The organism is Pseudoalteromonas maricaloris, from assembly GCF_024746855.1.
Classification (GTDB): domain Bacteria; phylum Pseudomonadota; class Gammaproteobacteria; order Enterobacterales; family Alteromonadaceae; genus Pseudoalteromonas; species Pseudoalteromonas maricaloris.
The window spans coordinates 2,091,956-2,117,067 of the sequence record NZ_CP024625.1; the positions used below are offsets into that span (position 1 = coordinate 2,091,956).

25 protein-coding genes are annotated in these 25,112 nt (G+C 41.9%); 7 read left to right on the forward strand and 18 right to left on the reverse strand.

What is annotated here, in order from left to right; genetic code table 11:
• Positions 1 to 142 precede the first annotated feature (142 nt).
• The 6 genes from CTT31_RS09025 to CTT31_RS09050 are packed head-to-tail and all read left to right on the forward strand — an operon-like array spanning position 143 to position 7,467.
• Complete coding sequence (locus CTT31_RS09025; protein ID WP_010372839.1) at positions 143 to 742, forward strand: response regulator; 600 nt, start codon at positions 143 to 145, stop codon at positions 740 to 742.
• Between the two features lie 2 nt (positions 743 to 744).
• Positions 745 to 2,643, forward strand: a complete 1,899-nt coding sequence (locus CTT31_RS09030; RefSeq protein ID WP_260491126.1) for an EAL domain-containing response regulator — start codon at positions 745 to 747, stop codon at positions 2,641 to 2,643.
• The gene (locus CTT31_RS09035) at positions 2,633 to 3,772 is read left to right on the forward strand and encodes a response regulator (RefSeq protein ID WP_211857549.1); all 1,140 of its coding nucleotides are present in this window, start codon (positions 2,633 to 2,635) and stop codon (positions 3,770 to 3,772) included. The genes CTT31_RS09030 and CTT31_RS09035 overlap by 11 nt, the downstream gene beginning before the upstream one ends.
• On the forward strand, positions 3,744 to 4,721 hold the full coding sequence (locus tag CTT31_RS09040) for a response regulator (RefSeq protein ID WP_039495885.1): 978 nt from the start codon (positions 3,744 to 3,746) through the stop codon (positions 4,719 to 4,721). Before CTT31_RS09035 ends, CTT31_RS09040 begins: the two co-directional genes overlap by 29 nt.
• A gap of 2 nt (positions 4,722 to 4,723) precedes the next feature.
• Positions 4,724 to 7,015 carry a sensor domain-containing diguanylate cyclase gene (locus tag CTT31_RS09045; protein WP_260491127.1) on the forward strand — a complete coding sequence of 764 codons (2,292 nt, stop codon included), beginning with the start codon at positions 4,724 to 4,726 and terminating at the stop codon, positions 7,013 to 7,015.
• Between the two features lie 59 nt (positions 7,016 to 7,074).
• Positions 7,075 to 7,467, forward strand: a complete 393-nt coding sequence (locus CTT31_RS09050) for a hypothetical protein (RefSeq protein WP_260491128.1) — start codon at positions 7,075 to 7,077, stop codon at positions 7,465 to 7,467.
• A gap of 34 nt (positions 7,468 to 7,501) precedes the next feature.
• Here CTT31_RS09050 and CTT31_RS09055 read toward each other — a convergent pair whose 3' ends face one another.
• The 16 genes from CTT31_RS09055 to CTT31_RS09130 form a co-directional block, all read right to left on the reverse strand.
• The gene (locus CTT31_RS09055) at positions 7,502 to 8,353 is read right to left on the reverse strand and encodes a lysozyme inhibitor LprI family protein (protein WP_211857551.1); all 852 of its coding nucleotides are present in this window, start codon (positions 8,351 to 8,353) and stop codon (positions 7,502 to 7,504) included.
• A gap of 54 nt (positions 8,354 to 8,407) precedes the next feature.
• Positions 8,408 to 9,460: a protein-glutamate methylesterase/protein-glutamine glutaminase gene (locus tag CTT31_RS09060; protein WP_260491129.1), complete on the reverse strand. Its 1,053-nt coding sequence runs from the start codon at positions 9,458 to 9,460 to the stop codon at positions 8,408 to 8,410.
• Entirely contained in the window at positions 9,460 to 9,960 is a 501-nt protein-coding gene (locus tag CTT31_RS09065) for a chemotaxis protein CheD (protein ID WP_260491130.1), read from the reverse strand. The genes CTT31_RS09060 and CTT31_RS09065 overlap by 1 nt, the downstream gene beginning before the upstream one ends.
• Entirely contained in the window at positions 9,954 to 10,754 is an 801-nt protein-coding gene (locus CTT31_RS09070) for a CheR family methyltransferase (protein ID WP_260491131.1), read from the reverse strand. The genes CTT31_RS09065 and CTT31_RS09070 overlap by 7 nt, the downstream gene beginning before the upstream one ends.
• Before the next feature lie 11 nt (positions 10,755 to 10,765).
• The gene (locus tag CTT31_RS09075; protein WP_260491132.1) at positions 10,766 to 13,000 is read right to left on the reverse strand and encodes a methyl-accepting chemotaxis protein; all 2,235 of its coding nucleotides are present in this window, start codon (positions 12,998 to 13,000) and stop codon (positions 10,766 to 10,768) included.
• 14 nt (positions 13,001 to 13,014) lie between these two features.
• Positions 13,015 to 14,991 carry a chemotaxis protein CheA gene (locus tag CTT31_RS09080; protein WP_260491133.1) on the reverse strand — a complete coding sequence of 659 codons (1,977 nt, stop codon included), beginning with the start codon at positions 14,989 to 14,991 and terminating at the stop codon, positions 13,015 to 13,017.
• Position 14,992: 1 nt separating this feature from the next.
• Complete coding sequence (locus CTT31_RS09085; protein ID WP_039495895.1) at positions 14,993 to 15,277, reverse strand: STAS domain-containing protein; 285 nt, start codon at positions 15,275 to 15,277, stop codon at positions 14,993 to 14,995.
• A 10-nt stretch (positions 15,278 to 15,287) separates the two neighbouring features.
• Positions 15,288 to 15,653, reverse strand: a complete 366-nt coding sequence (locus tag CTT31_RS09090; protein ID WP_010372802.1) for a response regulator — start codon at positions 15,651 to 15,653, stop codon at positions 15,288 to 15,290.
• 8 nt (positions 15,654 to 15,661) lie between these two features.
• Positions 15,662 to 16,849 carry a methyl-accepting chemotaxis protein gene (locus CTT31_RS09095; RefSeq protein WP_010372799.1) on the reverse strand — a complete coding sequence of 396 codons (1,188 nt, stop codon included), beginning with the start codon at positions 16,847 to 16,849 and terminating at the stop codon, positions 15,662 to 15,664.
• The gene (locus CTT31_RS09100; protein ID WP_010604740.1) at positions 16,849 to 17,364 is read right to left on the reverse strand and encodes a chemotaxis protein CheW; all 516 of its coding nucleotides are present in this window, start codon (positions 17,362 to 17,364) and stop codon (positions 16,849 to 16,851) included. The genes CTT31_RS09095 and CTT31_RS09100 overlap by 1 nt, the downstream gene beginning before the upstream one ends.
• A 325-nt stretch (positions 17,365 to 17,689) precedes the next feature.
• Entirely contained in the window at positions 17,690 to 18,988 is a 1,299-nt protein-coding gene (locus tag CTT31_RS09105; protein ID WP_211857559.1) for a sensor histidine kinase, read from the reverse strand.
• 2 nt (positions 18,989 to 18,990) lie between these two features.
• Entirely contained in the window at positions 18,991 to 19,572 is a 582-nt protein-coding gene (locus CTT31_RS09110) for a chemotaxis protein CheX (RefSeq protein ID WP_010372790.1), read from the reverse strand.
• Positions 19,569 to 19,934 carry a response regulator gene (locus tag CTT31_RS09115; RefSeq protein WP_010372787.1) on the reverse strand — a complete coding sequence of 122 codons (366 nt, stop codon included), beginning with the start codon at positions 19,932 to 19,934 and terminating at the stop codon, positions 19,569 to 19,571. Before CTT31_RS09115 ends, CTT31_RS09110 begins: the two co-directional genes overlap by 4 nt.
• Before the next feature lie 283 nt (positions 19,935 to 20,217).
• A complete protein-coding gene (locus CTT31_RS09120; protein ID WP_010372783.1) occupies positions 20,218 to 20,652 on the reverse strand; it encodes an acyl-CoA thioesterase in 435 nt (144 codons plus the stop codon).
• On the reverse strand, positions 20,649 to 21,473 hold the full coding sequence (locus tag CTT31_RS09125) for a M23 family metallopeptidase (RefSeq protein WP_130126332.1): 825 nt from the start codon (positions 21,471 to 21,473) through the stop codon (positions 20,649 to 20,651). Before CTT31_RS09125 ends, CTT31_RS09120 begins: the two co-directional genes overlap by 4 nt.
• Positions 21,466 to 22,320, reverse strand: a complete 855-nt coding sequence (locus CTT31_RS09130; RefSeq protein ID WP_260491134.1) for a 6-carboxytetrahydropterin synthase — start codon at positions 22,318 to 22,320, stop codon at positions 21,466 to 21,468. The genes CTT31_RS09125 and CTT31_RS09130 overlap by 8 nt, the downstream gene beginning before the upstream one ends.
• Positions 22,321 to 22,560: 240 nt before the next feature.
• Between CTT31_RS09130 and fabA the strand changes: the two genes are divergently transcribed.
• A complete protein-coding gene (fabA, locus tag CTT31_RS09135) occupies positions 22,561 to 23,076 on the forward strand; it encodes a 3-hydroxyacyl-[acyl-carrier-protein] dehydratase FabA (protein ID WP_010372774.1) in 516 nt (171 codons plus the stop codon).
• A gap of 78 nt (positions 23,077 to 23,154) precedes the next feature.
• Here fabA and rmf read toward each other — a convergent pair whose 3' ends face one another.
• Positions 23,155 to 23,325, reverse strand: coding sequence for a ribosome modulation factor (rmf, locus tag CTT31_RS09140; RefSeq protein ID WP_010372771.1), 171 nt, complete (start codon positions 23,323 to 23,325; stop codon positions 23,155 to 23,157).
• A gap of 488 nt (positions 23,326 to 23,813) precedes the next feature.
• Positions 23,814 to 25,109, reverse strand: a complete 1,296-nt coding sequence (serS, locus tag CTT31_RS09145) for a serine--tRNA ligase (RefSeq protein ID WP_211857561.1) — start codon at positions 25,107 to 25,109, stop codon at positions 23,814 to 23,816.
• Positions 25,110 to 25,112 lie beyond the last annotated feature (3 nt).

The window sequence follows — 25,112 nt, forward strand, 5'->3', positions numbered from 1 at the left end:
CATCCATGATGGTATCAAGGCTCCTCGCCTTGATACCTTTAGCTCATAAACATACTGTATTTTCTTTGTCTCTTATGTCGCTTTTGTCTTATTAGTTTTCTTGTGCTATACCAATAGGTAAGAGAATTAAAGCAAAAAGACTATGCAAACACTTAAACCAAGCGAAATCGCCAGTTACTGTAACGTACACCAACGCAGTGTGAGTCGTTGGATTGCCAATGGCGAATTAAAAGGTCATAAGCTTCCTGGACGCGGTAACTACCGTGTCTTACTTGAAGACTTTTTATCCTTTTTAAACAAGCACAAGATCCCCCTTTCGCAAGACTTTATTAGCGACTATCAAATCGCAGAAAGTGGTCTACACTCTGATAAAGAACGGGATTTAGCTAAGGTGCTTATCATTGATGACGAGCCCCAGTATAGAAAAGCGATACGACGAGTGATAGGCAACGATTATTTGATACAAGAAGCTGGGGATGGCTTTATGGCAGGCATTGCCATCTCGGAGTTTAAACCAAGTTTAATCACGCTCGATCTTTCCATGCCGGGAATGGATGGCTTTGAAGTGATCTCATTTATCCGCGAAAAAGAAGAATTTAAAGCGATTAAGATTTTGGTGGTGTCTGCGTTAAATGATGTAGAACTTGAAAAGGCCAAAGCGATGGGCGCCAATGACGCCCTTTCAAAACCGTTTGACAACTCTATTCTGTTAGAAAAAATTAATGCGCTAATACAGGGGTAGCTATGAATGCACCTATCATGTTGGTTGATGATGAAATTGATATTCTAAAGTCGCTTAAACGCACTCTGCGTTTACAGCATTATGAAGTGGTATATACCGATGACCCAAGACAAGCGCTTGGTTTGATACAAGAGCACAAACCGCATGTGCTTATTACTGATTTCAGAATGCCCAACATGAATGGCCAAGAGCTTATCCAAGAAGTGAAAAAGCATGATCCCAGTATTGAATGCATCGTGCTCAGTGGGCAAGCTGATTATGACGATATGAAGTCGCTTATCAACGCGAATAATACCTTTAAGTTTTTATCCAAGCCTTGGAATAACGAAGAGCTATACACAACGATAGAAGCGGCACTCACAAACCATCACAAAAACGAATTAAAAACCCAAATCCTGCGTAATAATAATGCACCTTTAGTCGAAGTAAATACCATAGGTAATGTCATCGATTGCAATTATGCTTACACGGAATTAGTGTTGAACGAGGTCAATAAAGGTAATTTCTTTCAACTGTTTAATTTTGAAAGTGATAAATGCCTTGATGATTTTACTGACCGTAGAATTGCAACACTAAAAAGCTCTGGGGTGTTATGTCAAGTTGAGCTCAAGCTAAAAACAGAGTCCAGCTACCTACTTATCATTAAACCCCTTTCCAGCGAGCAGGATAAATATCCTAACTTTTATCAGAGCAAACTGGGCTTTCTAGAACATATCAATCGCACCGATAACTCTGTCATGATCTGCCTGAAAATTCGAGATTTGTTGGTTAAGAATATTATTTCTAATACCCCAATATATTCAGATACGTTTAAAAAAATCATAGATCATGCTCTACTGAGCGAAGCGACTCATTTTTCGATGCTTGAAATCAGCTTTGATCAAGCCATTTTCTGGTTAGATTCAGTACAAAGTGAAATTGAGGTACACAAATTTTTAGATGAGTTAATCAACTCAATTAAACAATTTTTCATTCGCAAAAATATCCAAATCAAGTTCTCTGTCTCGTACACCATGATAGAGCCTGAGCAACCACTCTCGGAAGCAATAGACAGCTTAGTTATCTATACCCAATTTGTTTGCGAGTCTCGTACTGACTTCTATATGCGTTATTCGCAATCACTGCTTTCAGAAAAACTAAACGAGCATAAAGTCTCTGAGGCATTATTTAACGCCGTTGATAATGATGAATTTTATCTAAGGTTCCAGCCTAAGCTTAATTTAAATGAACATTCAATCAATAGTTGTGAAGTGTTAATTCGCTGGAAGAACACCCAGTTTGGCGCTAACTCACCAGATTATTTTATTCCGTTGGCAGAAAAAGACGGACAAATAGTCAAAATAGGAACTTGGGTGCTTGAGCAGACGTGTATCGCACTGTGCGAATGGCAAAAGGAAGAACTAGAGATCCAAAAAGTTGCAGTGAATGTTTCACCTTATCAACTTTCCGATCCCAGCTTTGTACAAACCATGTATTCGATTATTGAAAGGTATTCGCTCAAACCCGAGCAATTCGAGTTAGAAATCACTGAGAACTTTGTTTTAGAAAATCTCGAGCAAGCTAAAACCAAATTACTACAATTAAAAGAAATCGGATTCTCCATCGCCGTCGATGACTTCGGTACGGGATATTCCTCATTGGGCTATATTTCAAAATTGCCAGTGGATGTTATCAAAATTGACAAAAGCCTGATTGAAAACATCGACAGTTCAAAATCAGCTCGAGATCTTGTCCAAAATGTTATTCGATTAGTTCACGACCTTGAATTAAAAGTTGTCGCTGAAGGTATAGAAACCGTCGAGCAGCTTGAGATTCTAGAACAGTTAAAATGCGATGAAGTACAAGGATATCTCATCGGAAAACCTGTTTTGCTTGAGGAGTTTACTCACTATGTCTATTAAAAGCCAAGTGCCACGGATTGTGCTCGTTGATGACGATGAGTTAATGTTGAAGTCGCTCCACCGCCACTTCAAAATCAGCATAGAAGGCGCTGAAATATTGACCTTTTCATCACCTAAACAATTCATAGAATCCCTAGATACGTTAGCAAGCATCGACATCTTAGTGAGTGATTACCTTATGCCATCGATTAACGGTGTTGAATTAATCAATATCGTGAGGCGCCGTTATCCACAAGTCCTTACCGTGTTGTTAACCGGCGATACCACAGGCAAGGTACTGTGTAAGTCTTCAATTTCTGCGACCTTTATCGTCGCTAAGCCATTTAGAAGAGAAGAATTCGATGATGTGATCACCGCTTTTTATCGACTCAATGAGCTGCCATTAAGTGAAGCAATAAAGCGTGCGCTAAATGAAACTTTCATTGAGAACGAATTGCCTATCTTGCTAAGTAAAATTGAAGACATTGATTTAGATTTTCACAAGCTTGAAGCAATGCTGGAACAAGAGGTGCTCATTCAAGCTAAATTATTCCACCTGTGTAACAGTGCTTATGTGGGATTATCGACAAAACAATACTCCCTCTCTACCGCAATTAAGACGCTTGGTGTGGATTTAGTGTCTGCAATTATTGTCTCTGTGTGTTATCACAATATGGTCGCAGCCAGATATGATATCGCGAACTGTGAGCAGTTAAGCGATATTAACTTTAAAAAGGTCAAGTTACTTAAGGAATTGGTACACAAGCTACATGACGGATCAATTGACTCTGAGCGCATTGTTTTTCTTCAATCCTTATTATTTCTTGGCGAGCTCGGCTCAGAAATAGCTCAGCTTATTACCGAAAGTCAATGTCATTCCCCACAGAGTTGCTATACCGAGAAATTGCATATCGCCCTTTATACAGCCACATTAATTGGCTACGAGTCAGCCATCACGGATCAATTGTATGCGCTCATTAATGCCCTAGAAATGGGTAGCTCAGATTGCAATGCCACTAAGCTATTGTTGCTTATAGACACTATCACCAATAAAGAAGTCAATCAGACGGTGATCAACACCTTTTTTGATCAAAAGAGCCAAGATTGGTTGGAGCTTTTCTATGAACTCAGAAGCAAATACTTTAGTTAGTTACAAAGTACTGATATTAGACGATGAAACGTCAATACTTAAGGCGTTAAAACGAGTCATACGGCTGCCTTCGGTAGAGGTTGTCAGTTTTGATAATCCTTTTGAAGCTCTTGAGTACATAGACACGCACCCCGTTCAGGTTATTATCTCTGATTTTAGAATGCCGCTAATGAATGGTGGAGATTTTCTAAAACGAGCCAAAAAAATAACCCCTGGTGCAATTGGCCTAATTCTTAGCGGTTACACCGACTCCGATATGCTTATTGATATGATTAATAGCAAGGTTGCGCATAAGTTTTTGTGTAAACCATGGGAGAACGACAAATTACTCGAAGAAGTTAATGCAGCAATAGACGTATACAATAATAATTATTTTAAAACGGTTTTACAGGAACAACTAAAAAAGCGTGATTGTCCACGGGTATTAATCAATAATGAAGGCCAAGTTGTCGAGCATAATCTCAGCAAAGACATTGAATCTCAGATTCTTGCAGAGTTTTCGGCATGCTTTAGTGGTAATGGTATCTACCACACTCCTCTTGGTGTTTTAAGATGTGAGATCCGCAGCAATCCAAAAGACGAAGAGTTCTATCTGATCACCATAGAAAAAGTCGAAGTAACAGACGAAATTAACGTCTATGAAGTTATCACCGAACTGCTATTATGTTACTCGATAAACCCCGTTCTCACTTACTATGCGTTGCCAACTTGCGAACTCACCACAGCGAAATTGGCAGCTGCGGCGCAAGAAGTTTTCAGAAACTATAAAATATTACCATCACCGACCCATAACTATCTGTTCGTACTGGATAACATTGAGCAATCCTTACTGCCAAGAAAACAGATAGAACTAGAAATTCAGTTGGAAAAGTTACTCGATACAGCGCTACCTCACGAGATACAAAGTAATACCACTCAACTTGCTGCATTTTTAAATAATGGAGAGTAGGCGTGGATACTTTTGCAAAAGTTGAATTAACACAAGATTTAGTCGAATCAAGCTTTCCGCTCGCCGACCTCAATACGCTACTCACCTCCCTATCTGATTATTTTGAGGTACCAATAACTTTAGTCACTGTAATTGAAGGGCAATGGCAACATCTGATCGCCAGACATGGGATCCTAGCCGACAGGACACCGGAGCAAGATGCTTTTTGTAAGAGCTTAATCAAACATAACAAGTCTTTACTTGTTCCAGATACCGCCTTGGATGAAAACTATGCGAATAACCCGCTCGTGACTGGCGAGCCCTACATTCGCTCATACTTGGGTGTACCTTTTAGACTCGACGGTAAGCCAATCGGTGGCGTATGTTTAATCGATACCAAACCGAAAAACTATGCCGAGCGAGATGTTCATTTACTCGAGACGATCAGCGGTCTTATCACCAATATTTTAGAGCTACAAAAAAACTATTCGTTATACCTCGAAGATCAAGAGTTAATCCGTTTTTCACCAATCGTGTTAATTAAGTGGAAGTATAATAATGGGCTGCGCATTCGTACGGTTTCTCCGAATATTGAGCGCGTGATTGGTATTGACGCTTTTCACTTATGCTCCGGGGAATTGCATTTTGAAGACTTACTCACCGAGCCAAGTGTTGAGAAATTTCATTTTAATTTACAAAACCACTTGGATGGTTTAGAAGCGTCTGAAATTTTGCTAGAGATGGCATTAGACTCAAAACAGATCTGGATCCGTATGATCACCGTGGCGCATTTTAACCACGACGGCAGAATGACAAGCATTCAGGCTTTTATTACCGAAAATACTGCGCAAAAGTACACCGAAGACAAACTCAATGAGACGAACAGACAGATGCGCCTGTTGCTAGAAGCCTCAGAGCTAGGTACATGGGATTGGAATATTCCAGCAGATATCAATAAAGTTAATAAAAAGTGGTGTGATATGCTTGGAATTGAATTTGAATACGTTGAGACCAGCGTTAATTACTTCCGCCAACTTATTCATCCAGCCGATCGTAGTCATGTAGAAAGAGACCTAGCCAAGCACCTACAAGGGTTAACCGATGCCTACACCACGTCCTATAGAATGAAGCATGCCGACGGACACTGGGTGTGGATAGAAACCTATGGCAAAGTGGTTGAACGCGATAATAGCGGCAGAGCACTGCGCCTTGCTGGTACTCACCGGGATATTACCTACCGGATGGAAGCACAGTTGCAAGAGCGAAAGCAAAAACAATTACTGTCTTTTATCAGTAAAGCACAGTCAGCCTATTTAAAGACTGGTGATCTGTCTAAATCATGCCGTGAAATTCTAGAAGAGCTCATCGACATTGCGGATAGCCAATTTGCGCTGATCGGCGAGCTTGAGCATACCGCCGGAGTACCAAGGCTCTTTATTCATGCCATTTCAGAAATGCAGTGGAATGATTTAAGCTCTCAATTGGTACAGAGATATTATGATAACGATCTCTATTTTACTGACTTTAATAATCTGTTCGGATCAGTGATCCTGACGGGAAAAACAGTCATTAGTAATGAACGAGGCAAGCACCCTGCATCGAAAGGCACGCCAAAAGGACATCCAAGGATCTCTAAGTTTTTGGGGCTGCCGATAAAGCTCAATGGCGAATTGGTCGGTATGATAGGACTTGCAAATAAGTTTTTTGACTATACCGAAGAAGATGCAAAATTCTTACAACCACTGGTCGATTCTCTAGCGGGTTTATACTATGCGGTTAAACTCGATAAAGAGCGCCAAGAAGCAGAAAACAAACTGCTTGAACTCGCAATGACCGACACCTTATCAGGCCTGCCCAACCGACGTGCCTTTATGGAAAAAGCCGCCGAAGTTGGTGAGATATCCTTCCCCTATTTAATTGGTATGGTAGATATCGATAACTTTAAGTCAATTAATGATACCTACGGTCACGATGCTGGTGACAAAGCCATTAAGCTGATTGCTTACACCATAAAGGATGCGCTACGCAGTGATGATTTTACCGCGCGAATGGGAGGAGAGGAGTTTGCATTTGTGTTACTTGATGCCACACATGGATCATCTAGCGCACTGATTGAGACCATCAGAGAATCCATATCTAACTTGGAAATTACACTGTCAGAAAAAGAGAAAATACACCTTACGGTCAGCATTGGTGTAAAAGCGGTACTTCCCGAGATGGAAAAAATGTCTATTACAGCACATTTAAATGATGCTGATAAAGCTTTGTATGAGGCTAAACATACTGGCAAAAATAAAGTAGTTTGGTTCGAATAACAAAATATTTCATATTGCTTGATATACTTTAATTTCGCGTCAGACATAAAAATGGAAAAATGATGAAACAGCTCTCACGTAACCTAGCTGCACTTGGATTTTTAGTCACTTCATCCGTAGCTTATGCCGATTATACTGCTGAGTTAGAAATTGACAGAATGCAGGACACACCGTTTAAAGAGTGTAGCGACTACACTTTTCGCCAAGTTATGAATAATTTTTTTACCGAACTCACTTGGGATTATCTCACAAGCGATTGGGGCAGAAACTACATAAATATTGAGGGTTATGTAGAAGAAGAAGGCGAAAAGTTTGATTTTCTTCTTCAATACGAAGTCAAATCTGATGGGACGTTTGAATTTAACGCAATGGAGTTCTTAGGAAAAGCAAAAGACGACTCGTTTATTATCATGATGCTCGACAAGATTTGCTATCATTCAACCGGTGATTAGCGCTTCAGCTCGAAGCGCTAATCTACTTCTAAATTTAGTCTGCTGTAACCCTGCACTGGATGGGCTGTTGGTAATAACCCCAAGTTAATATTGCTACATTACTTTGTACTTTAAGGTGATAATCGCCACCGCGGTAATGAGTATCACTGGCGGAGTTATCGATGAACATCAGCTTTTCACTGTCATTAAATTCTGCGACCATGCTTAGTGGCTGAGTATCATAGTAAAAAACGGATAATAACTTATCGTTACAGAGATACGTCGTATGCCCGGAGCTAGTCACTAATGCAAAACGAGCCTCAAGCTCGGCAATACGGTGAATATACGACTGCTTCAAGCAATGCGTGCTATCGCTAGATTTCCAACACGCATTGCGCCCTTTTATCCACCCTCTTTGCTCGGCTTGAAGCTGCTTCGAATGCGGCTCTTTTACAATTTTTTCATACACAGAATTGAGCCTGCGATCCAGTCGAGACAACGCCGCACTATCACAAATAACGGCTTCCATGCTTCCAGCTCTTACCTCGTTACAAGCGAATGAAGGCGTATGTAGGGTATGTTGTTTTAAGTGCTCGTCAATATAGCGACACCAATCCTGCGTGCTACGGTCGGGCTTATCCGAGTAACTTCTTACACCAAGTTTAAACTCAATGACCGATTGCCATTCTTGGCTGCCAAGATCAGGACCATGCCCGCTACCATCACCACTTATTAAAAGATCATCGACCTCTGTCATCCACTGCTCGCCACAGTGAAACGCTTCAACGTTCAATTTCTCGGTGGGTGTTAAAACTGTCCTATTTTGTGGCGCACACCCAAATAGAGTGATGGCTATAACTACAGCCAATCCATGATAAAAAGTTCGGGTTAATATGGTCGCTTTCAAGCTAATTTCCTTTTAATCGTGTAGACAAGAGTTGCGCTTACTCCAACAGTAACGCTATGAAAAACATTGAGTTATTGTCATCGGCACGTCCGCTAGAGCCACTTCTTTACTGTGAGCATTTAGCTTAATGGCCTCTTTGGGCATTCCAAATACAATACTGGAGCTTTCATCTTGTGCATAAGTCTGCGCCCCCGATTTCTTCATTTCTAACAAACCAAATGCACCATCTGCGCCCATTCCGGTTAATATAAATCCGATAGCATTGCTTCTAACTTGCTTCGCAACAGATTGAAACAATACATTGACCGAAGGCTTATGGCGCTGCACTGGCGGCCCATCTTTGAGCTGAGTGTAATAGAATGCACCACGACGAACAAGCTGAAGGTGATGGCTTCCTGGCGCGATGTACACATGGTTAGCCAGTACGCGTTCGTTATGCTCAGCCTCCTTAATCTTTAATTTTGAAATATCATTTAGCCTTTGAGCAAAGGCTTTAGTGAAGTTGGCTGGCATATGTTGTACCACCACAATACCAGGCAATTCGGGTTCTAATTGACTAAATATGTACTCAAGCGCTTGCGTCCCCCCTGTCGAAGTGCCGATGGCTACCACTTTATCAGTGGTATTAATAGCAAGGTTGGTATTGCTCATTGCAACATTGATAGCAGGCGCACGGCTTATGTCTTCCGTAGAGGACTTTGGTCTGTAGAATCTCGCTTGCTTAACCACCTTAATAAATTGCTCGCGTTGAGACTCAAGAAATGATTTTAAGCCACACTCTGGTTTAGTTAAGATTTCAAATGCGCCAAGAGAGAGTGCCTCTACCGACAGTTGAGCACCTGTGGTTGTTAGCGATGAACAAATGATCACGGGGATAGGTTTATTGGCCATGAGCCAGCGTAAAAAGGTAATGCCATCCATCTGTGGCATTTCTATATCAAGAATAATAACATCTGGCGGCTCTGCCAACACGCTGGGCTGCGCCAAGACAGGGTTGCTAAACACCTTAGTCACGCAGATTTCAGGCGAATACTCCAACATCGCAGTGACCGTTTGTCTTACCACTGCAGAGTCATCGATAATATAGACGGAAATTTTATTCGACATCAGGTTGCTCTCCTACTCGATAACGCAACATGAAAACGGTCTACCCGGCAAGCGCCATTCTTGAGATCCACTTGAATTCTCCGATAATAAGGGCCACCAACATCGCGCGCGACAAGCCTAAATCCATAATCGTCAATCAGCTTATGACTCATTTCGATGTTTCGCATACCGACAGTCTCTGAACAAGACGTTTTGAACATCTCTCCACCACCAAAAAGCTTAATCTCCACACAATTCTCTGGGATACTAAACCGCTTTAAATATTGTCGAACCAAAGAAAAAGTCTTATCGACATATTTAGCCGGCTCATCGTCATTCAGCTTTTCTGTGGTTGGCAATAGCATATGACTCACAACAACTAGTTGGTGCTGCTTAGACACTAAAACAAATGAAACACAGGACCCCAGCAAGGTATTGAGCGTTGCTGGACGAAATGACTCAATCGCCAAACTACCCGGCTGCAAAAATATTGATTCAACGTCTCTGTTTGGTATCAACATTTTGCATACACCGCAGGGGCGATTGATTCAAATTTATCATACACGCCATTTAAGCTCTCGGAGTGTCCTAAAAACAAAAAACCTTGCTTCGGCATTGCCCTATAAATATTTTCTAGGATTTTTACCTTCTCATCTTTTTCAAAATAGATCAGTGCATTACGGAGGAATATTATGTCAGCTTTACCACCGATATAAGGCACAAGTAGATTATTTTTGAAAAAATTAACTTGATGATAGAGCTCATCATTCACCATGATATAGCCGGTCTTCTCTCCGACGCCATTTAGACAGTATTTCCTTAGGTATTCGTCAGGAATGTTTTTAGCACGATGTAAGGGGTAAATTGCCTTTTTCGCTAAATCCAGCATCCGCTCAGAAATATCGCTGGCACGCACGACCCAATTCCCGTGGCCATAATGTTCCTGCGTGCACATGGCCAAGGTGTATGCCTCTTCGCCAGAAGAGCAAGCCGCACACCAAATATCTGGTGCAGACTTTTGGTAGTAAGTGGTAAACAGCTCTGCTAACTTTTCAAAGTGTTTACGCTCTCTGAAGAAATAGGTTTCATTGGTAGTCAGCAAGTCGATGCACATATTTCGCTCACCTTTGTTATTGGGTATCTTTAGATACTCAATGTACTCACCATAGCTACTTAATCCTAAAATCCTCAGTCTTTGATTTAGTCGTCCACAGACTAAGTTCTTTTTATGATCCCTAAGATGTATTCCTGATTCGGCTTTGAAGAAGTCAGCAATACAGGTAAATTCTTGATCGCTAATAAAGTCCCCAATCATGTGGCACCTCCTTAGAACTGTTCAAAGTGCTCTTTTGAGCGAGCTCGCCCAGCACTAACTTCTTTTCGCTCGGCGACGGGTTGTGCTTCTGTTTGTGGCTTGCCTCCTTCTAACACGCGCATTTTGCTTTGGCTTTCAATGTCTCCGATTTTAAAATAGGCGACGAGCTGGGTAAGCGTCTCTGCTTGACTGGACATTTCTTCCGCGGTGGCTGCAAGCTCTTCTGACGATGACGCATTTTGCTGCGTTAGCTGGGTGATTTGATTCATCGAGTCGTTGATTTGGCCAACACCCGCAGCTTGTTCGTCTGACGCTGCGGAGATCTCTTGTACTAAATCAGAGGTTTTACCAATCGCAGGTACGATTTCAGCAAGTAGACTGCCTGCCCGCTCGGCTTTGCTCACTGAGCCAGATGCTAACTGAGATATTTCCTGCGCTGCAAATTGAGATCGCTCAGCAAGCTTTCTGACTTCTGCAGCCACCACAGCAAACCCTTTACCATGCTCTCCAGCTCGAGCCGCTTCTATGGCAGCGTTGAGTGCCAACAGATTCGTTTGATAAGCAATGTCATCAACAATACCTATCTTAGAGGCAATTTGTTTCATGGCCGATACGGTCTCTTCCACGGCGCTACCGCCTTCTTGTGCTTCACCCGCCGCTTTTGATGCCATACCGTCGGTGATTTTGGAGTTTTCTGCATTTTGGGCAATGGATGCCGTCATTTGTTCAACCGAGGCTGATGTCTCTTCAACTGATGAGGCTTGTTCGCTTGCACTCTGTGCCAATGACTGTGCTGTAGAGGAGACTTCAGTTGATGCCTGCGCTAGCGATTCAGAGTTAGAACGAACATCACAAATAATGCGACTTAAACTGGAGATTGTACTATTGACGCTTTGCTTTAACTCGTCATAGACACCTGAATAGCTTCCTGCAATCTCAACATCAAGGCGACCTTCTTTTAACCCCTCCATGACGTTAGCAATTTCTTTAATTGGCTTTTCAGTGGCTTCCAATACCTCGTTAAGACCATCAGTCATGGTTTTAAATGCGCCGGCATAGTTTGAGGTGTCTGCGCGATTTTGGATGTTTCCTTTGACCGCTTGTGAAACCAACTCGACGATATCGGTCGCTAAGGTATCTAACACACCGGTGAGATTGGCTGTACGTTGCGCCAGCTCACCTAAAAGCCCTTGTGCTTGTACTTTGGGCTTTAATGATAAGTTACCTTCACTCACTGCGTTTAGCACGGCAAAATTGTCCTCAAGTACCGATTCCAGCACTTCTATCGACTTATTATATGCCTCTGCAATTCTGCCTATCGATCCCTCTAACTCACTGGCTTCAATGCGTCTGTCAAACTCCCCACAAGCTACCGCTTGGAAGGCAACACCAAACTCTTCTTCTAACAAGCGCTCTTTACGCTTTTCATCAGTTACGTCTTTCCACTCAACCGTAGTAGAAATACGCTTATTGTTTTCATCAAATACAGGGGTGATCATGAGCTCCAAGCTGTGCTCACCAAACCCGAGTCTTGCAACGTGCGTAGAGTTTAAACTCGCTAACATAGTGCGCTGGTGGCTTGGATTACGGTGGAATTGGTCGATACTTCCTCCCACTAGTTTGTCAACGCAAAAGGTAGGTAACGTGCTTTGGATCGCAGTTTCTAACTTGAGTAACATGTCTCGCATGGCGCGATTTATATAAACAATATCGTAATTTTCATCGGCTAGCATAATACAAGCGGTACTGTAATCCATGGCTTGTTTATAAAAATCGCTATTACTTCCAGCGCTCAAACTCGATTGGCTGATTAATTTAGCCACGAAACTACAGTTGGCAATGGGCTGTGCTAATTTCATGATTTCTAATTGATAAGATCCGCTTGGCATATTAACTTTGGTGGTCTTATCTATCAGCTCGGAAAAGTTACTGTGCAACGACAGCATATCAGTAATATATCCACCATCACTTTGTGCGTTATTTGCAATAAGTTGGGTAAATTGATTGCTTTGATGAACAACCCGACCTGCACCATCTAACAGTGCAGCAAATGTGCCTGTAGTCTCGATAGCCTCTAATTCTGCATTGCCTTTAAGCAAACTTAATACATTGGTCGCGAGTGTTTTGGCTTCCCCTTCATATAAAGCGGGGTTTACTTGGGTAAGATCTGAGTGTTCAATCGCGTTTACGACTGCCTTCGACAGTTGATTAACTTGTTTGTCAAAGATTGCTGGTAAAATTCCCATTATGTATCCCCTTATTAAGAGTTAGCTAATTTTCTAGATTCAGGTTCATGAGCAAAATCATGAATAAGCTTTGGTACATCAAGAATGAGCGCAATGTCTCCTGACCCTAAAATACTTGAGCCACTGATCCCCGACATCTTTTCAAATAACGCACCGAGTGGTTTGATGACCGTTTGAAACTCACCTAACAGCTGATCGACGACGATGCCTGCTCGCAACTGACCATACTTCACAACGACAATGCTTGGTCTGATTTTAGGGTTCGTTGGTAAGTCGAAAATACGACTCAAATGAATAAATGGCAGCACCGTACCGCGAAGATTAATGTAATCGGTTTGACGAGTTGCCCCATTGCCAAGCGGAAGTTCAATACACTCTGTAACCATATCGAGTGGAATGACGAACTTAGCATCAGCAACACTCACCATAAAACCATCGATAATGGCCATGGTTAACGGCAACCTGAGTTGGAAACACGTACCTTGGTGCTCGACAGATTCAACACTCACCGTTCCACGTACCGCTTCAATGTTTTTTCTCACCACATCCATGCCAACACCGCGTCCCGAGATATTTGATACTTTTTCGGCTGTGGAAAAGCCTGGTTCGAAAATTAAGTTAGCAATTTCTTTGTCAGTAAGCTCAGTATCAGGTGAGATCAGATTACGCTGAATTGCTTTTTCTTTAATTTTTTCTTTGTCTAGCCCGCGTCCATCGTCACTGATCTCTATTACAATACTGCCAGAATCATGAAAGGCTTTGAGTGATAAAGTACCGTATTCAGGCTTTCCACTGTCCGCTCGTTGTGCTGGTGACTCCATACCATGATCAATGGCATTGCGAACTAAATGCGTAAGAGGGTCGACTATCTTTTCAACCATTGATTTATCAAGTTCGGTTTCAGCCCCCATAATTTCTAAAGAAACCTGTTTTTCCAACTCCTTTGAGGTGTCGCGCACCACACGGCTAAAGCGATTAAACGTTTCGCCTATCTGTACCATTCTGAGTTGTAGTGTACTGCTTTGCACATCACTAACGAGTTGTTGAATATGCTCAACAATTTCGGTAAGGGCCGAGTCGCGTATTGTTTTAGTGTGATCTTCAAGTGCCGCAGACACGATAACCAGCTCGCCAAGTTCATTGACTAATTCATCTAGCTTCTGCGCCGGTATTTTCATCATCCGCTCGGGATTCTTTGGTTTGACTTTGTTATTTTTGGTGGGCTGTTTATCAGTTTTGACAAGTGTTGGCGTTGGCTTATCATCTTCAATTGGGGCTATCTCAATATTTGATTCTGCAGCAATAAACTCAAATGCTTCATCAATATCTTCTCGCGTAGAGTGATGTATCTCTAGCTGCATTCTAAAATGGCATAATTCTAGTTCATCTGGTGTGACCGCGTTAAGCGCAGGTACCTCATCAATTAGCCAATCTACTTCTACCGTACTACCTTTACTTTCGATGTACCGAATAATCGAAAGCGGATCAAAACCATCCACCATGCAGGCCTTATAAAACTGCGCTGAGACTCGAAAGCTCTGCGTTGCTTCTTGATTTTCGACAACGGTTTGCTCACTTGAGGCTTGGTCTTGCAAACCACTATATGACTTTAAACTTTCTAGCAGCCCAGCTTCAGCATCGGTCAACGCCTGAGGAAAATCTTCGTTTGACTCTAAGCACTTAATTAACGCATTTATATGGTCATTACATTCGAGCAAAGTCGAAATCAGTTTTTCGCAAGGATTTAGCGCGTGATCACGAAGAAGCTCCATAGTGGCTTCAACAAAATGCGTAAAATCGACAATATGGTCATAGCCAACAACACCGGCTGAGCCCTTTATGGTATGTGCAGCACGAAACGCCTCGTTTATGATCTCGTCGTCACTATTTGGCAGTATAGACTCCATTGCCAAGAGACTTTCTTCAAATTGAAGTACCAACTCCTTGGCTTCTTCAATAAAGACCGCTTGAATTTCGGATAAATCAACCATCTTACCTCCTTTGCGCGCAGTTTGATGCAACTAAGGTATTGAGTAGCCATAAGGCACAAGGTGAGTGATGCTCATCGACACCTATCACAGATAACGGCTTTTCCGTACAACACTGTGCGAGTGCTACAACTAATTGAAAGCCTGCAGCGTCCACCTCCAACAGCTCGCTAAGGTCAATCGCTACCGCCGTCGTGTCATCGCTTAACATGAGCTGCCATTTTGCTGCCACTTTGCTCACTTCATAAATGGTCAATACTTCTGGCAGCACAATGGTTAAGTTGCTCATATTTATGCTCCTAAGCCAAAATACGTGAAACGGTATTAATCAGCTTTTCGGGTTTAAACGGCTTTATCATCCAAGCCTTTGCTCCCGCTTGCTTGCCTTGACTCACGAAATCCGAGCCCGATTCTGTGGTTAGCATCAAAAAAGGCGTAAAGCGATACTGGCCCATTTCTTTCACCTTCTTCAACAAGCTCAGCCCGTCCATGTTTGGCATATTCAAATCACTAATGATCAGGTTGATTTTGCCGTCATCTAGCTTGTTGATTGCGTCAAGGCCATCACAGGCATCAATGACTTCATAACCTTCAGCGAGTAGTGTCATTTTTGCCACCTGACGAATTGAAGCCGAATCATCTACTATCATAATTTTCTTAGTCATAAGACCTCCTAGAAAAATGTTACTTCGTCTTCAACATGGTCGTGTTGAGACGTATTTTCAGTGGTTGAAACATGACATTCCCTTTCTTCTTTCATGGTGTAAGAGTTGAACATTTCTTGCTGCAATGCAGCCAGCCCTTCCTCGCCTAGCTCACCTTCTGTCCTGTATAGTGAGACTAATGAAGTAAGCCCTTTGCAAATGTGTTCTAGCTTTTGGCTCACTCTATCTTGAAATTGAAAATCGGTTATCGCGTCATCGACGTTCGCTTTTATCTTGCTTGCGGTATCATCTAATCCATGTACCGATTGCGTCAGCTCATTAGCGACCGTCGCCATCTCATTTAGCACTTTTCGGATATGTAATTCAGCGTCATCCATAAGCGTAACGTCTTGTGCCTGTGATTCGGTGAGCTTTTCAGTATTGTCAGCAACGGCATTGGTTAAGCCGTTCATCTTTTCAATAATAAGCTCTGCAGCTTCTGAGGTAATATCCGAAAGCTCACGCACCCTTTCCGCTACCACGGCAAACCCCCGACCGGCTTCCCCCGCTCTTGCAGCTTCAATTGATGCGTTGAGTGACAATAACGTGATCTCTTTTGATATTTTTTGAATAGATTTGGTTTGCTCAGTTAATTCCTTGGCGGCATGGCTTACAGCTTGATTGGAGTTGACGACCTCGAGTTTTGAACCAAGAGCCACACGCAAACTGTGCAGGACTTCATTGAGTTCTTCTTGACTGTGTTTGGCAAAACAGTGTTCATCATCACCGAAGTTTTCTACTGAACCTCGTGCCGATTCAATCGTGTTATTTAGTGCCTGTCTTAACTCTGAAAACTGCAAGGTGAGCCCTGAAACCGAGTCATTACCCAAGGTTTTAATACTGTAGACCTGATTAATAACAGTTTCTAAAATCGCGGCTACAGATTCTGTATTGTGCTGCTCTACCTCGCAATGCTCTTGCATCTCACTCGAATAACTAGCAAATGCCTCACAATCAAGAATGACTTTTGCGGTTAAATGACGCTGCCTTAACGTTACCGCTAAGAGTGCACTGGTGATGAGCACAGAAGATAACGATAAGATATCAACGCGAACACTGAGTAATAGCGTGAGAGACAATACTAGGCTTAGCAACACCGCAGCGCTAATGTAGTACTTGTAGATTGCCTTTAGCTCATTAATTGGAAGTATCTGCATTATGCTGACTCCCCAAGGTGACTGCCACGCTCGCTTAACTCTATCAGCTCAGCCATCTCTTCAACTGAGAGAACTTTTTCAAGGTCTAGCGCGATGAGTAGCTCATCTCCGCGTCTTACCATGGAAGCGATGAAGTCGGCTCTGATTTGCGCGCCAAACTGAGGTGAGTTGGTTAGATCTTTTGCGTCAACTTCTATGACTTCATTAACGCCATCAACAATGACACCCATCTCAATGAGGTTGTCAGAAATACTGAATTCACAAATGATAATGCAGGTTCGTCTGCCAACTTCTATTACTTCTCCACAAAGCCGAGCTGACAGATCGATAACGGGTACAACTGAGCCTCTTAAATTGATCACTCCTTTAATAAACTCAGGCATCAAGGGGACTTTTGTCACGGAGCCCAATTCAATAATCTCCTTTATTGACAGGATCTCAATTGCATAGCAATCCTGTCTTGACTGAAAAGTGAGATATTGCAATGACTGTGTGTTTTCTGTGATCGCTTGCATTTTTCACCTCGTCTCATTTGTCTTATATGTTACTTTAGTCTCACATTTCTTATCTGTCAAAATTTGAGCAATAATTTATGTTAACTATTTTTGAGTGGTAAAAATAATCTTAAAAACAGGTGGTTATAAACAATTTCGTAGTATTGAGTATTACCGCAGTGACGGATTTATAGTGGATTTTTTGACAACGAAACCTGTGGCAGAAAGCTAAAGCCAACTGATTGAAAACTGGATAATCAGAACAAAAACAATAAGGAAGTACATGAATTGCAAAGAAACGCTAACCTAATGAAGGCTAATTTTATTATGAACTGGGTTTGATTGATTACTTATCCGTAAATTCGTCGGAGAAATCTGCTTCGCTGAGTTTAGGAAAGGATACCGTAAACGTTGTGCCTACACCGACTTGTGAGTCAACTTGAATGCGACCCTTGTGCTTGGCGACGATGCTATATGATAGAGACAGACCAAGGCCAGTACCTTGACCAACAGGTTTGGTGGTAAAAAATGGGTTAAAAATTTTATTGATGTCCTCAGCTGGGATCCCTTTGCCAGTGTCTTGGATGGCAATAATCACCTCGTTTTGTTTATCTTCGATAGAGATAGTTACCGCACCGCTTGACTCTATCGACTGTGCAGCATTGATGATTAAATTTAAAAATACCTGATTAATCTGCATCGGCTGACAATATAGCAACACTTCATCATCAAGCGAGTAAGTTTTGTTGATAACCGCATGGTACTTAATTGAGTTATTGGCTATTTTCAGCGTACTTTCAATCCCTTTAATGAGATCTGCCTCTTGCCACTCCTGGTTATCAACATGAGAAAAGGATTTCAAACTCTCAACTATCTTAGAGACTCGGTCCAGCCCTTCTAAGCATTCTTGCAGTAATTCAGGCACGTCCTCCTTTAAAAAATCAATACTATGCTGATTTTGGAGCTGCTGCTCCTGCTGTGCTAAACCAATGTCAGCAAGTGTACTAAAATTCGATTCATAAAAATCGAGCATCGCAAACAGCCCGCTAGCCTGGCCTTCTAAACTTTGAATATTGGAATTCACAAAACCAATTGGATTGTTGATTTCATGCGCCACGCCAGCAGCAAGTTGGCCAATTGCAGCCATTTTCTCAGACTGTAGTAATTGGTTTTGTGCAGCTTCTAACTTAAGGTTGAGTGTTTTTAACTCCTGCTTTTCTATCTCTAATGCTTCGGTTAGACGTTTTTGCTCTTGATAATAGCTCGCAAGCTCCGTCACATCTTGTATGATCACGCATACCTTTTTCACTTCTTCAGAATGCTCAAAAATCGGCACATATTGAATGTTCTGATACATTGAAGTTTCATCGCCAGTAACGGGACGGCTGCTGCTAAGTTCAAACACGTGAGGGCGATGCTCCCAGTAGCTAAAACTTGCTGCTTTTAAAGCAAAAACACTCTTCAATTTCCGCTTAATGATTTTTGCAGCTTCAGGAAATACCTCATCGATGGACATGCCCTCAATATTTTTGGGAGTGTTATCCGGTAGCCGGTTTTTCAAAAAATCATTCGCAAAAACCACCGTATGTGCTTGGTCTAGGACACAAATTCCAACCGGAATGTAACGCTGCAATTCGCTAAACACAGTCAGTCCTCTATTCCAAGCATGGCATTAAGTTTTTGGATCACTGTTTTAATGGAGTTTTCATCTAAACAAATAATCACTCTCGAATCAAAAGCAATAGACTCGATTATAAATGCAATTTTCATTACTAATGTGGTTTTCCACTCAGCAATGTCGTCGGATAGTTGATGTTTATAAATAGTCGGCATAGTCAATGAGGTTTTAAGCTCTAGCTGGCTAGAAAAGCCGTTTAAACATGCACCAGCCAAAATGTTAGACAAATCTAATAAGACTTCATTGAGATCAGAGTCATCGAGTGGACTATCGTAGTCCATAAGCTCGGCTATTTCTTGTAAGCCTTGCGGTGACAATAGATTAATGACTTCACCTTTAATTTCCCCTAAAAATGACTGCCTCGTTCTGTAAACATGTGCGGTATTACAGATCTCATTGAGTTGATTTGGGCTTACCGAAGTAATTTCAGGGATAGATAAGCTAATTTTCGTTTCAATTAATCGAGCTAAAGAGTTCGCTGCCTGGCCCATGGATATATTCATTAGCTCTTGCAAGCCATCCCTTTGCTCTTCACTGAGTGGCATGTTCATAATAAACCTAGCTCTTGTAGCGTGTTATGTAACTCTTCTTTTTGTAATGGCTTTTGCAAAAAGCGAAATGCGCCGAGTTTATCCACCAACTTCTTCGCTTCGGGCTGAATATCAGCGGAAATAACGATTACCACGGTTTTTGCGTGGTGTTCGTGTAGATGCGTAAGAACTTCAAAACCATCCATTTCTGGCATAGTGAGATCCAAAAATAACACCTCAGCTTTGCCCTGCTCAACCATCACCAATGCTTCTTTGCCATTTTTTGCCTCACTGACCTCGACATCCCAGTCTTCAGGTATTGCCCTAAGCACAGCCTTTCTCGACATCATAGAATCGTCTGCAACGGTTACTGGAATTGCCATGAGCACCACTCCTATTTCACTATATTGGTAAAAAGTATGGTCTTTGGCTTTTTGACTGTCAAAAAATTATGAGTAAAAAGTGACTCATTTGTCCTCTGAATAAAGGAAATTCGATTCGAATAACAAATGATGCCTCGATTAATTATCATAAATGGTTTTAGCCGTTCTTGACGAATAGCAATTTTAAAAAGCTTTGTATGATGTGTTCTTTTTAATCTATTAAATATAGGGCTAAGCCCTATATTTGCTTTAGAGATTTTAAAAATAAAATCTTAGCGAAAAACTAGCTATCAAAGCCGTTTAGCATTTTGTCACAAACCACAGGAGTTGGCCTATGATTGTCATCTACGGCAACAAAGGTAAAACTACCGGTAATTGCTAAGTGTTTATCATCTTTGTGCATTCTTTCAAGATAGATTTCAACATCAACCTTTAAGCTGGTATTACCAACATGCACTACTTTAGATACTAATTCAGCAAAAGTACCAGCAGGAATTGCCTCTTTGAAATCGACTCGGTCTGACGAAATCGTTACCAAAGGTTTGCGACAAAAACGCGTTGCAGCAATAAAGGCAACTTCGTCCATCCAAGCCAGTGCGTCACCACCAAATAAGGTGTTATGGTGGTTTGTACGACCTGGGAATACGGTTTTTGTTACGTGTGTGATTGAGCTTTTAATGCGTTGCTCAACAATGGCTTGTCTTTGTTCGTCTGTCATTTTTGTACTGCTTTATCCGCTATTGTATCTTTCATAAGTAGAGCTGGATCGAGTCGCTCCCCGAACCAATTAAAGCGCCAATCTAAATGCGGGCCAGTTACCCTGCCCGTCGCGCCAATTTCAGCGATTTTATCGCCTGTTTCTACCGTATCGCCAACCTTAACATCCAGTTTACTAAGATGGATATACGTAGAGGTAATGCCGTGACCGTGATCGATAATCAAAGTGCCGCCACTGTAATAAAGATCTGGATTTGCAAACACCACTTTACCCGATACCGGCGCTAAGACCGGCTCACCCGTTTTGTTTGCGATATCTAATCCAAAATGTGGTCGTTTTGGCTCACCATTAAAATATCTTTGGCTACCATAAACACCTGAAATACGGCCCTTCGCAGGTCTGAAAACGGGGTCTTTAAAGAATAATAAATCCGAATTGCCTTGTCTTGCTTTTGACACGGCTTGTGCTTCTTCACGTATGCGCTTTAGCACCGACTCTGGTGGCGAAACATACTTTTTCGCCACTCCCGTGATCTTGTCTATATCGTAATCTCTTTTCGTGATCACTATCGCTTGGCGATGCTTTTGACCATCATCAGACTGCCAACTCAAGATGTGGTTAAGTTCAGCATCACGGCCAAAACCAAACACGAAATAACCATCTTTAGAGCGCTTTAATTCTGTTTCGTTTAGCTTTATCTCAGTTGCATTTTCAAGCTTACCGACGACCAAGCCACCTTGTGTCAGGTTACCTTTTAATTCAAGCGCCTCAGCAAATAATGTGGTGCTCGCAAGCAATATGACAATTGCACGTTTAAGCATACGCAATCGCTCCTTTTCCAACCCCTTCGTATGCTCTTACTTCAACCTTATCATGTGGATTTTCAAGCTTTATTTGGCCAGCAAGATACTCCGCAATACATTCAACTGTTGTATCGCAAGGTAATATATCGCAACGCGATTTACTGATCGCCAACTCAAAATATCCCTGCGACGAGGTATACGCGAACGCATAATCTTTATCTTGAGCGGTTACATACTGAAGCAAACTAGGATCAATCAAGTCTTCTTCACTGCCAAGATAAATATCTTGCCATTTATCCGCCCATTGTTTTTGTAATCTAGGCATGCTGATATCATTGAGCTTCACACCAATCAATGAACGATGACCATGAATAATACGCTGACAGTTGCCATCGTGTTTCTTTAAGCCATGGCTGTAGTGATAATAGAAGCCTGTTGCAGCCTCTGGACGCAGTGTTATATCTAAATCTTTCACGTTTTCAGGCATATGCGGCATAATAACAGACTTAAGGTAAGCAATGGCATTGACTTCATTGATTTCATCCCCTTCCACTACACACACCGCCTCTTCCGGTGCATTCATGGCTAAGTGATTTCCATCAAATTGCATATCAAATTCAAATCGGCCTTCACTGTGTTTTGCATTACACGCAAGCGCGCTGGGTACCGCTAATTTGTGATCCAGCTTTTCGTCGATAATACGTTTGATTTGCTTTTTAACTTTTGCAAAGTCTAACACCATAGACTCTTCGTTTAGCTCACCATGCAACACAATATCGGTGATCCAACTTTCACCTACCGCACCACGACGTGGGCAAAGGTACGAAAAATCAATTACGGTCAAAGAGTCAACAAAAAGGAGCATAGGTCACCCAAAATAGCCTGCTAAAAAATCATCCCCGATTATAATGATTTTCACATTATAAATCGCCCCTAATTGGAACTGATTTGCATTTAATCTCTTCAATTTTTTGAAATTTAATCAAATAGACATATCTTTAGCGCAAAATTTACAAGTCTCCGTACGCTTTTTAACTGTTCGGAGTTGTTTAGCGTACATCTGTACGCTAAAGTAGCGTCAATTTGCAAGTTAAGAAGAAGATTTATGGAACCGAAGAACAGCTATACAAAAGAAGAACTTATTTTATGTGGTCGTGGAGAAATGTTTGGTGAAGGCAACTGCCGCCTACCTAGCGACAACATGCTGATGATGGATCGCATCGTTCAAATTAATGATGACGGTGGTGAGCATGGTAAAGGTCAAATTATTGCTGAACTCGACATCAATCCTGATCTGTGGTTCTTCGACTGCCACTTTAAAGGTGATCCAGTAATGCCTGGTTGTTTAGGTTTGGATGCGATGTGGCAATTGGTTGGCTTCTTCCTTGGTTGGTCTGGCGGTCCTGGTCTTGGTCGTGCACTCGGTGTGGGCGAAGTGAAGTTTACGGGTCAAATCTTACCGACTGCTAAAAAAGTGACTTATCGCATTGAAATGAAGCGCGTTATCAAACGTAAGCTATTTATGGGTCTAGCAGATGGCATCGTCGAAGTTGATGGTCGCGTGATCTATGAAGCAAAAGATTTGAAAGTAGGTCTTTTCCAAGATACCAGCGCATTTTAACTTTTTCGCTGTTATCGTTTTATAGCTTTAAAAACACACAAAGCCCCATCTGGGGCTTTGCTCTCCTAAAATTCGGTATCAGGTTTTAAAGATGTTGCGATTATCCATCGCTTCTCGCCATCCGCCTAACCATTCTGATCTGTGTTCTACTTGTTGATAGGGACAATTTTCTTTCGACCGACCGGCTAATCCTGCCTTAAATCCTTGTGAATGTGCTCTTTCTAAACGGTCTCTTTTCTGTCTCTTCATAGGTAATATCCTCACCTTTTTCTCGATCAGCATTAGCGTTTCTAATACTGTGTAGTTCAAACTTAAGCGAACGTCATTCAAAACGAAGATAGTGACTTGCGATATAATGACAATTCGTACTAACAATTTAAATTAAAGATTTTATTGAGAAAAGTTAAACACGAGCGACATCGTATTTCATACAGATGTGCTACTTACCGATGAGATTTGGCCAAACCCATACCTTCAATAAATCACATCTCAGCGAGTCATGCAATGATCAGAAATGTAATTCTTGTACAGCTGAGCACAAAAAGCATAATTATTTTAATTTTATATAGATACCTAGATATTCAAGACGTAAATTATTGCTTGATGATCTTGTTTTTCTATATTTCTCTGTAAAAAAACATTCATAATATAGTAATAAAAAGAGGCTGGACGAATCCAACCTCTTTTCAATAACTTGAGTTTTTAAATCGAGCAAAGCTCAATTAAGCAGTACTGTCTTAGCTTGCTTTAATAACCTCTATACCACCCATATATGGTTTTAGTGCATCAGGCACAATAATTGATCCATCTGCCTGCTGGTAGTTTTCTAAAATCGCAACTAGAGTACGACCCACCGCTAAACCAGAACCATTAAGAGTATGAAGTAGTTCTGGCTTCTTCTCACCACTACGGCGGAAACGCGCTTGCATACGGCGCGCTTGGAAATCCCACATGTTTGAACAAGAAGAGATTTCTCTGTAGGTATTTTGCGCTGGTAACCAAACTTCCAAATCGTACGTCTTCGTCGCACCGAAGCCCATGTCTCCAGTACAAAGCACCACTTTTCTGTAAGGTAAGCCAAGTGCTTGTAAAATTTGCTCAGCATGGCCCGTTAACTCTTCAAGCGCTGCCATTGAATCTTCGGGTTTAACCAGTTGCACAAGTTCAACTTTATCAAACTGATGTTGACGGATAAGTCCGCGCGTATCACGCCCATAACTACCTGCTTCGCTTCTAAAACAAGGCGTGTGCGCCGTCATCTTAATCGGCAGCTCTTTTTCGTCGTAAATAACATCACGAGCGCAGTTAGTTAACGGTACTTCTGCCGTCGGAATTAGGCTAAAGCCATCTTGGTCTTCAGATAATGCTTCTGTATGGAACAAATCTTCTGCAAACTTAGGAAGTTGACCCGTGCCAAACAAGCTCGCTTTATTCACAAGATATGGTACATACATTTCGGTATAACCATTTTGCTCAGTGTGCGTATTCAGCATCAGTTGTACAAGTGCTCTATGCATACGTGCTACGCCACCGCGCATCACTGTAAAGCGAGAACCACTTAGCTTAACACCAGTTTCGAAATCGAGACCCTTATCAAGCGCTTCGCCAAGGTCAACATGATCTTTAACTTCAAAATCAAACTGCTTTGGCTCACCCCAAGTGCTTACTTCAACATTCTCAGACTCATCGGCACCTGCAGGTACCTCTTCAGCAGGGAGGTTTGGCAACGACATTGCGTAGTCATTAAGTTCAGCAAGAATTTTATCCTGCTCTTCTTTCGCTGCACTTAATTGGTCGCCCAAGTTTGCAACAGCATCTAGTAAAGGTTGAACGTCTTCCCCTTTCGCTTTAGCTTGACCAATCGCTTTGGAGGAACTGTTACGCTCACTCTGTAATTCCTGAGTTTTGGTTTGTAGCGCTTTGCGCTTTTCTTCTAATTCGGTGATCTTAGCAACATCGAGTTCAAAACCACGCTTTTTCAGACGCGCAGCAGCTTCCTCGATGTCTTGACGAAAGTATTTAGAATCTAACATTGT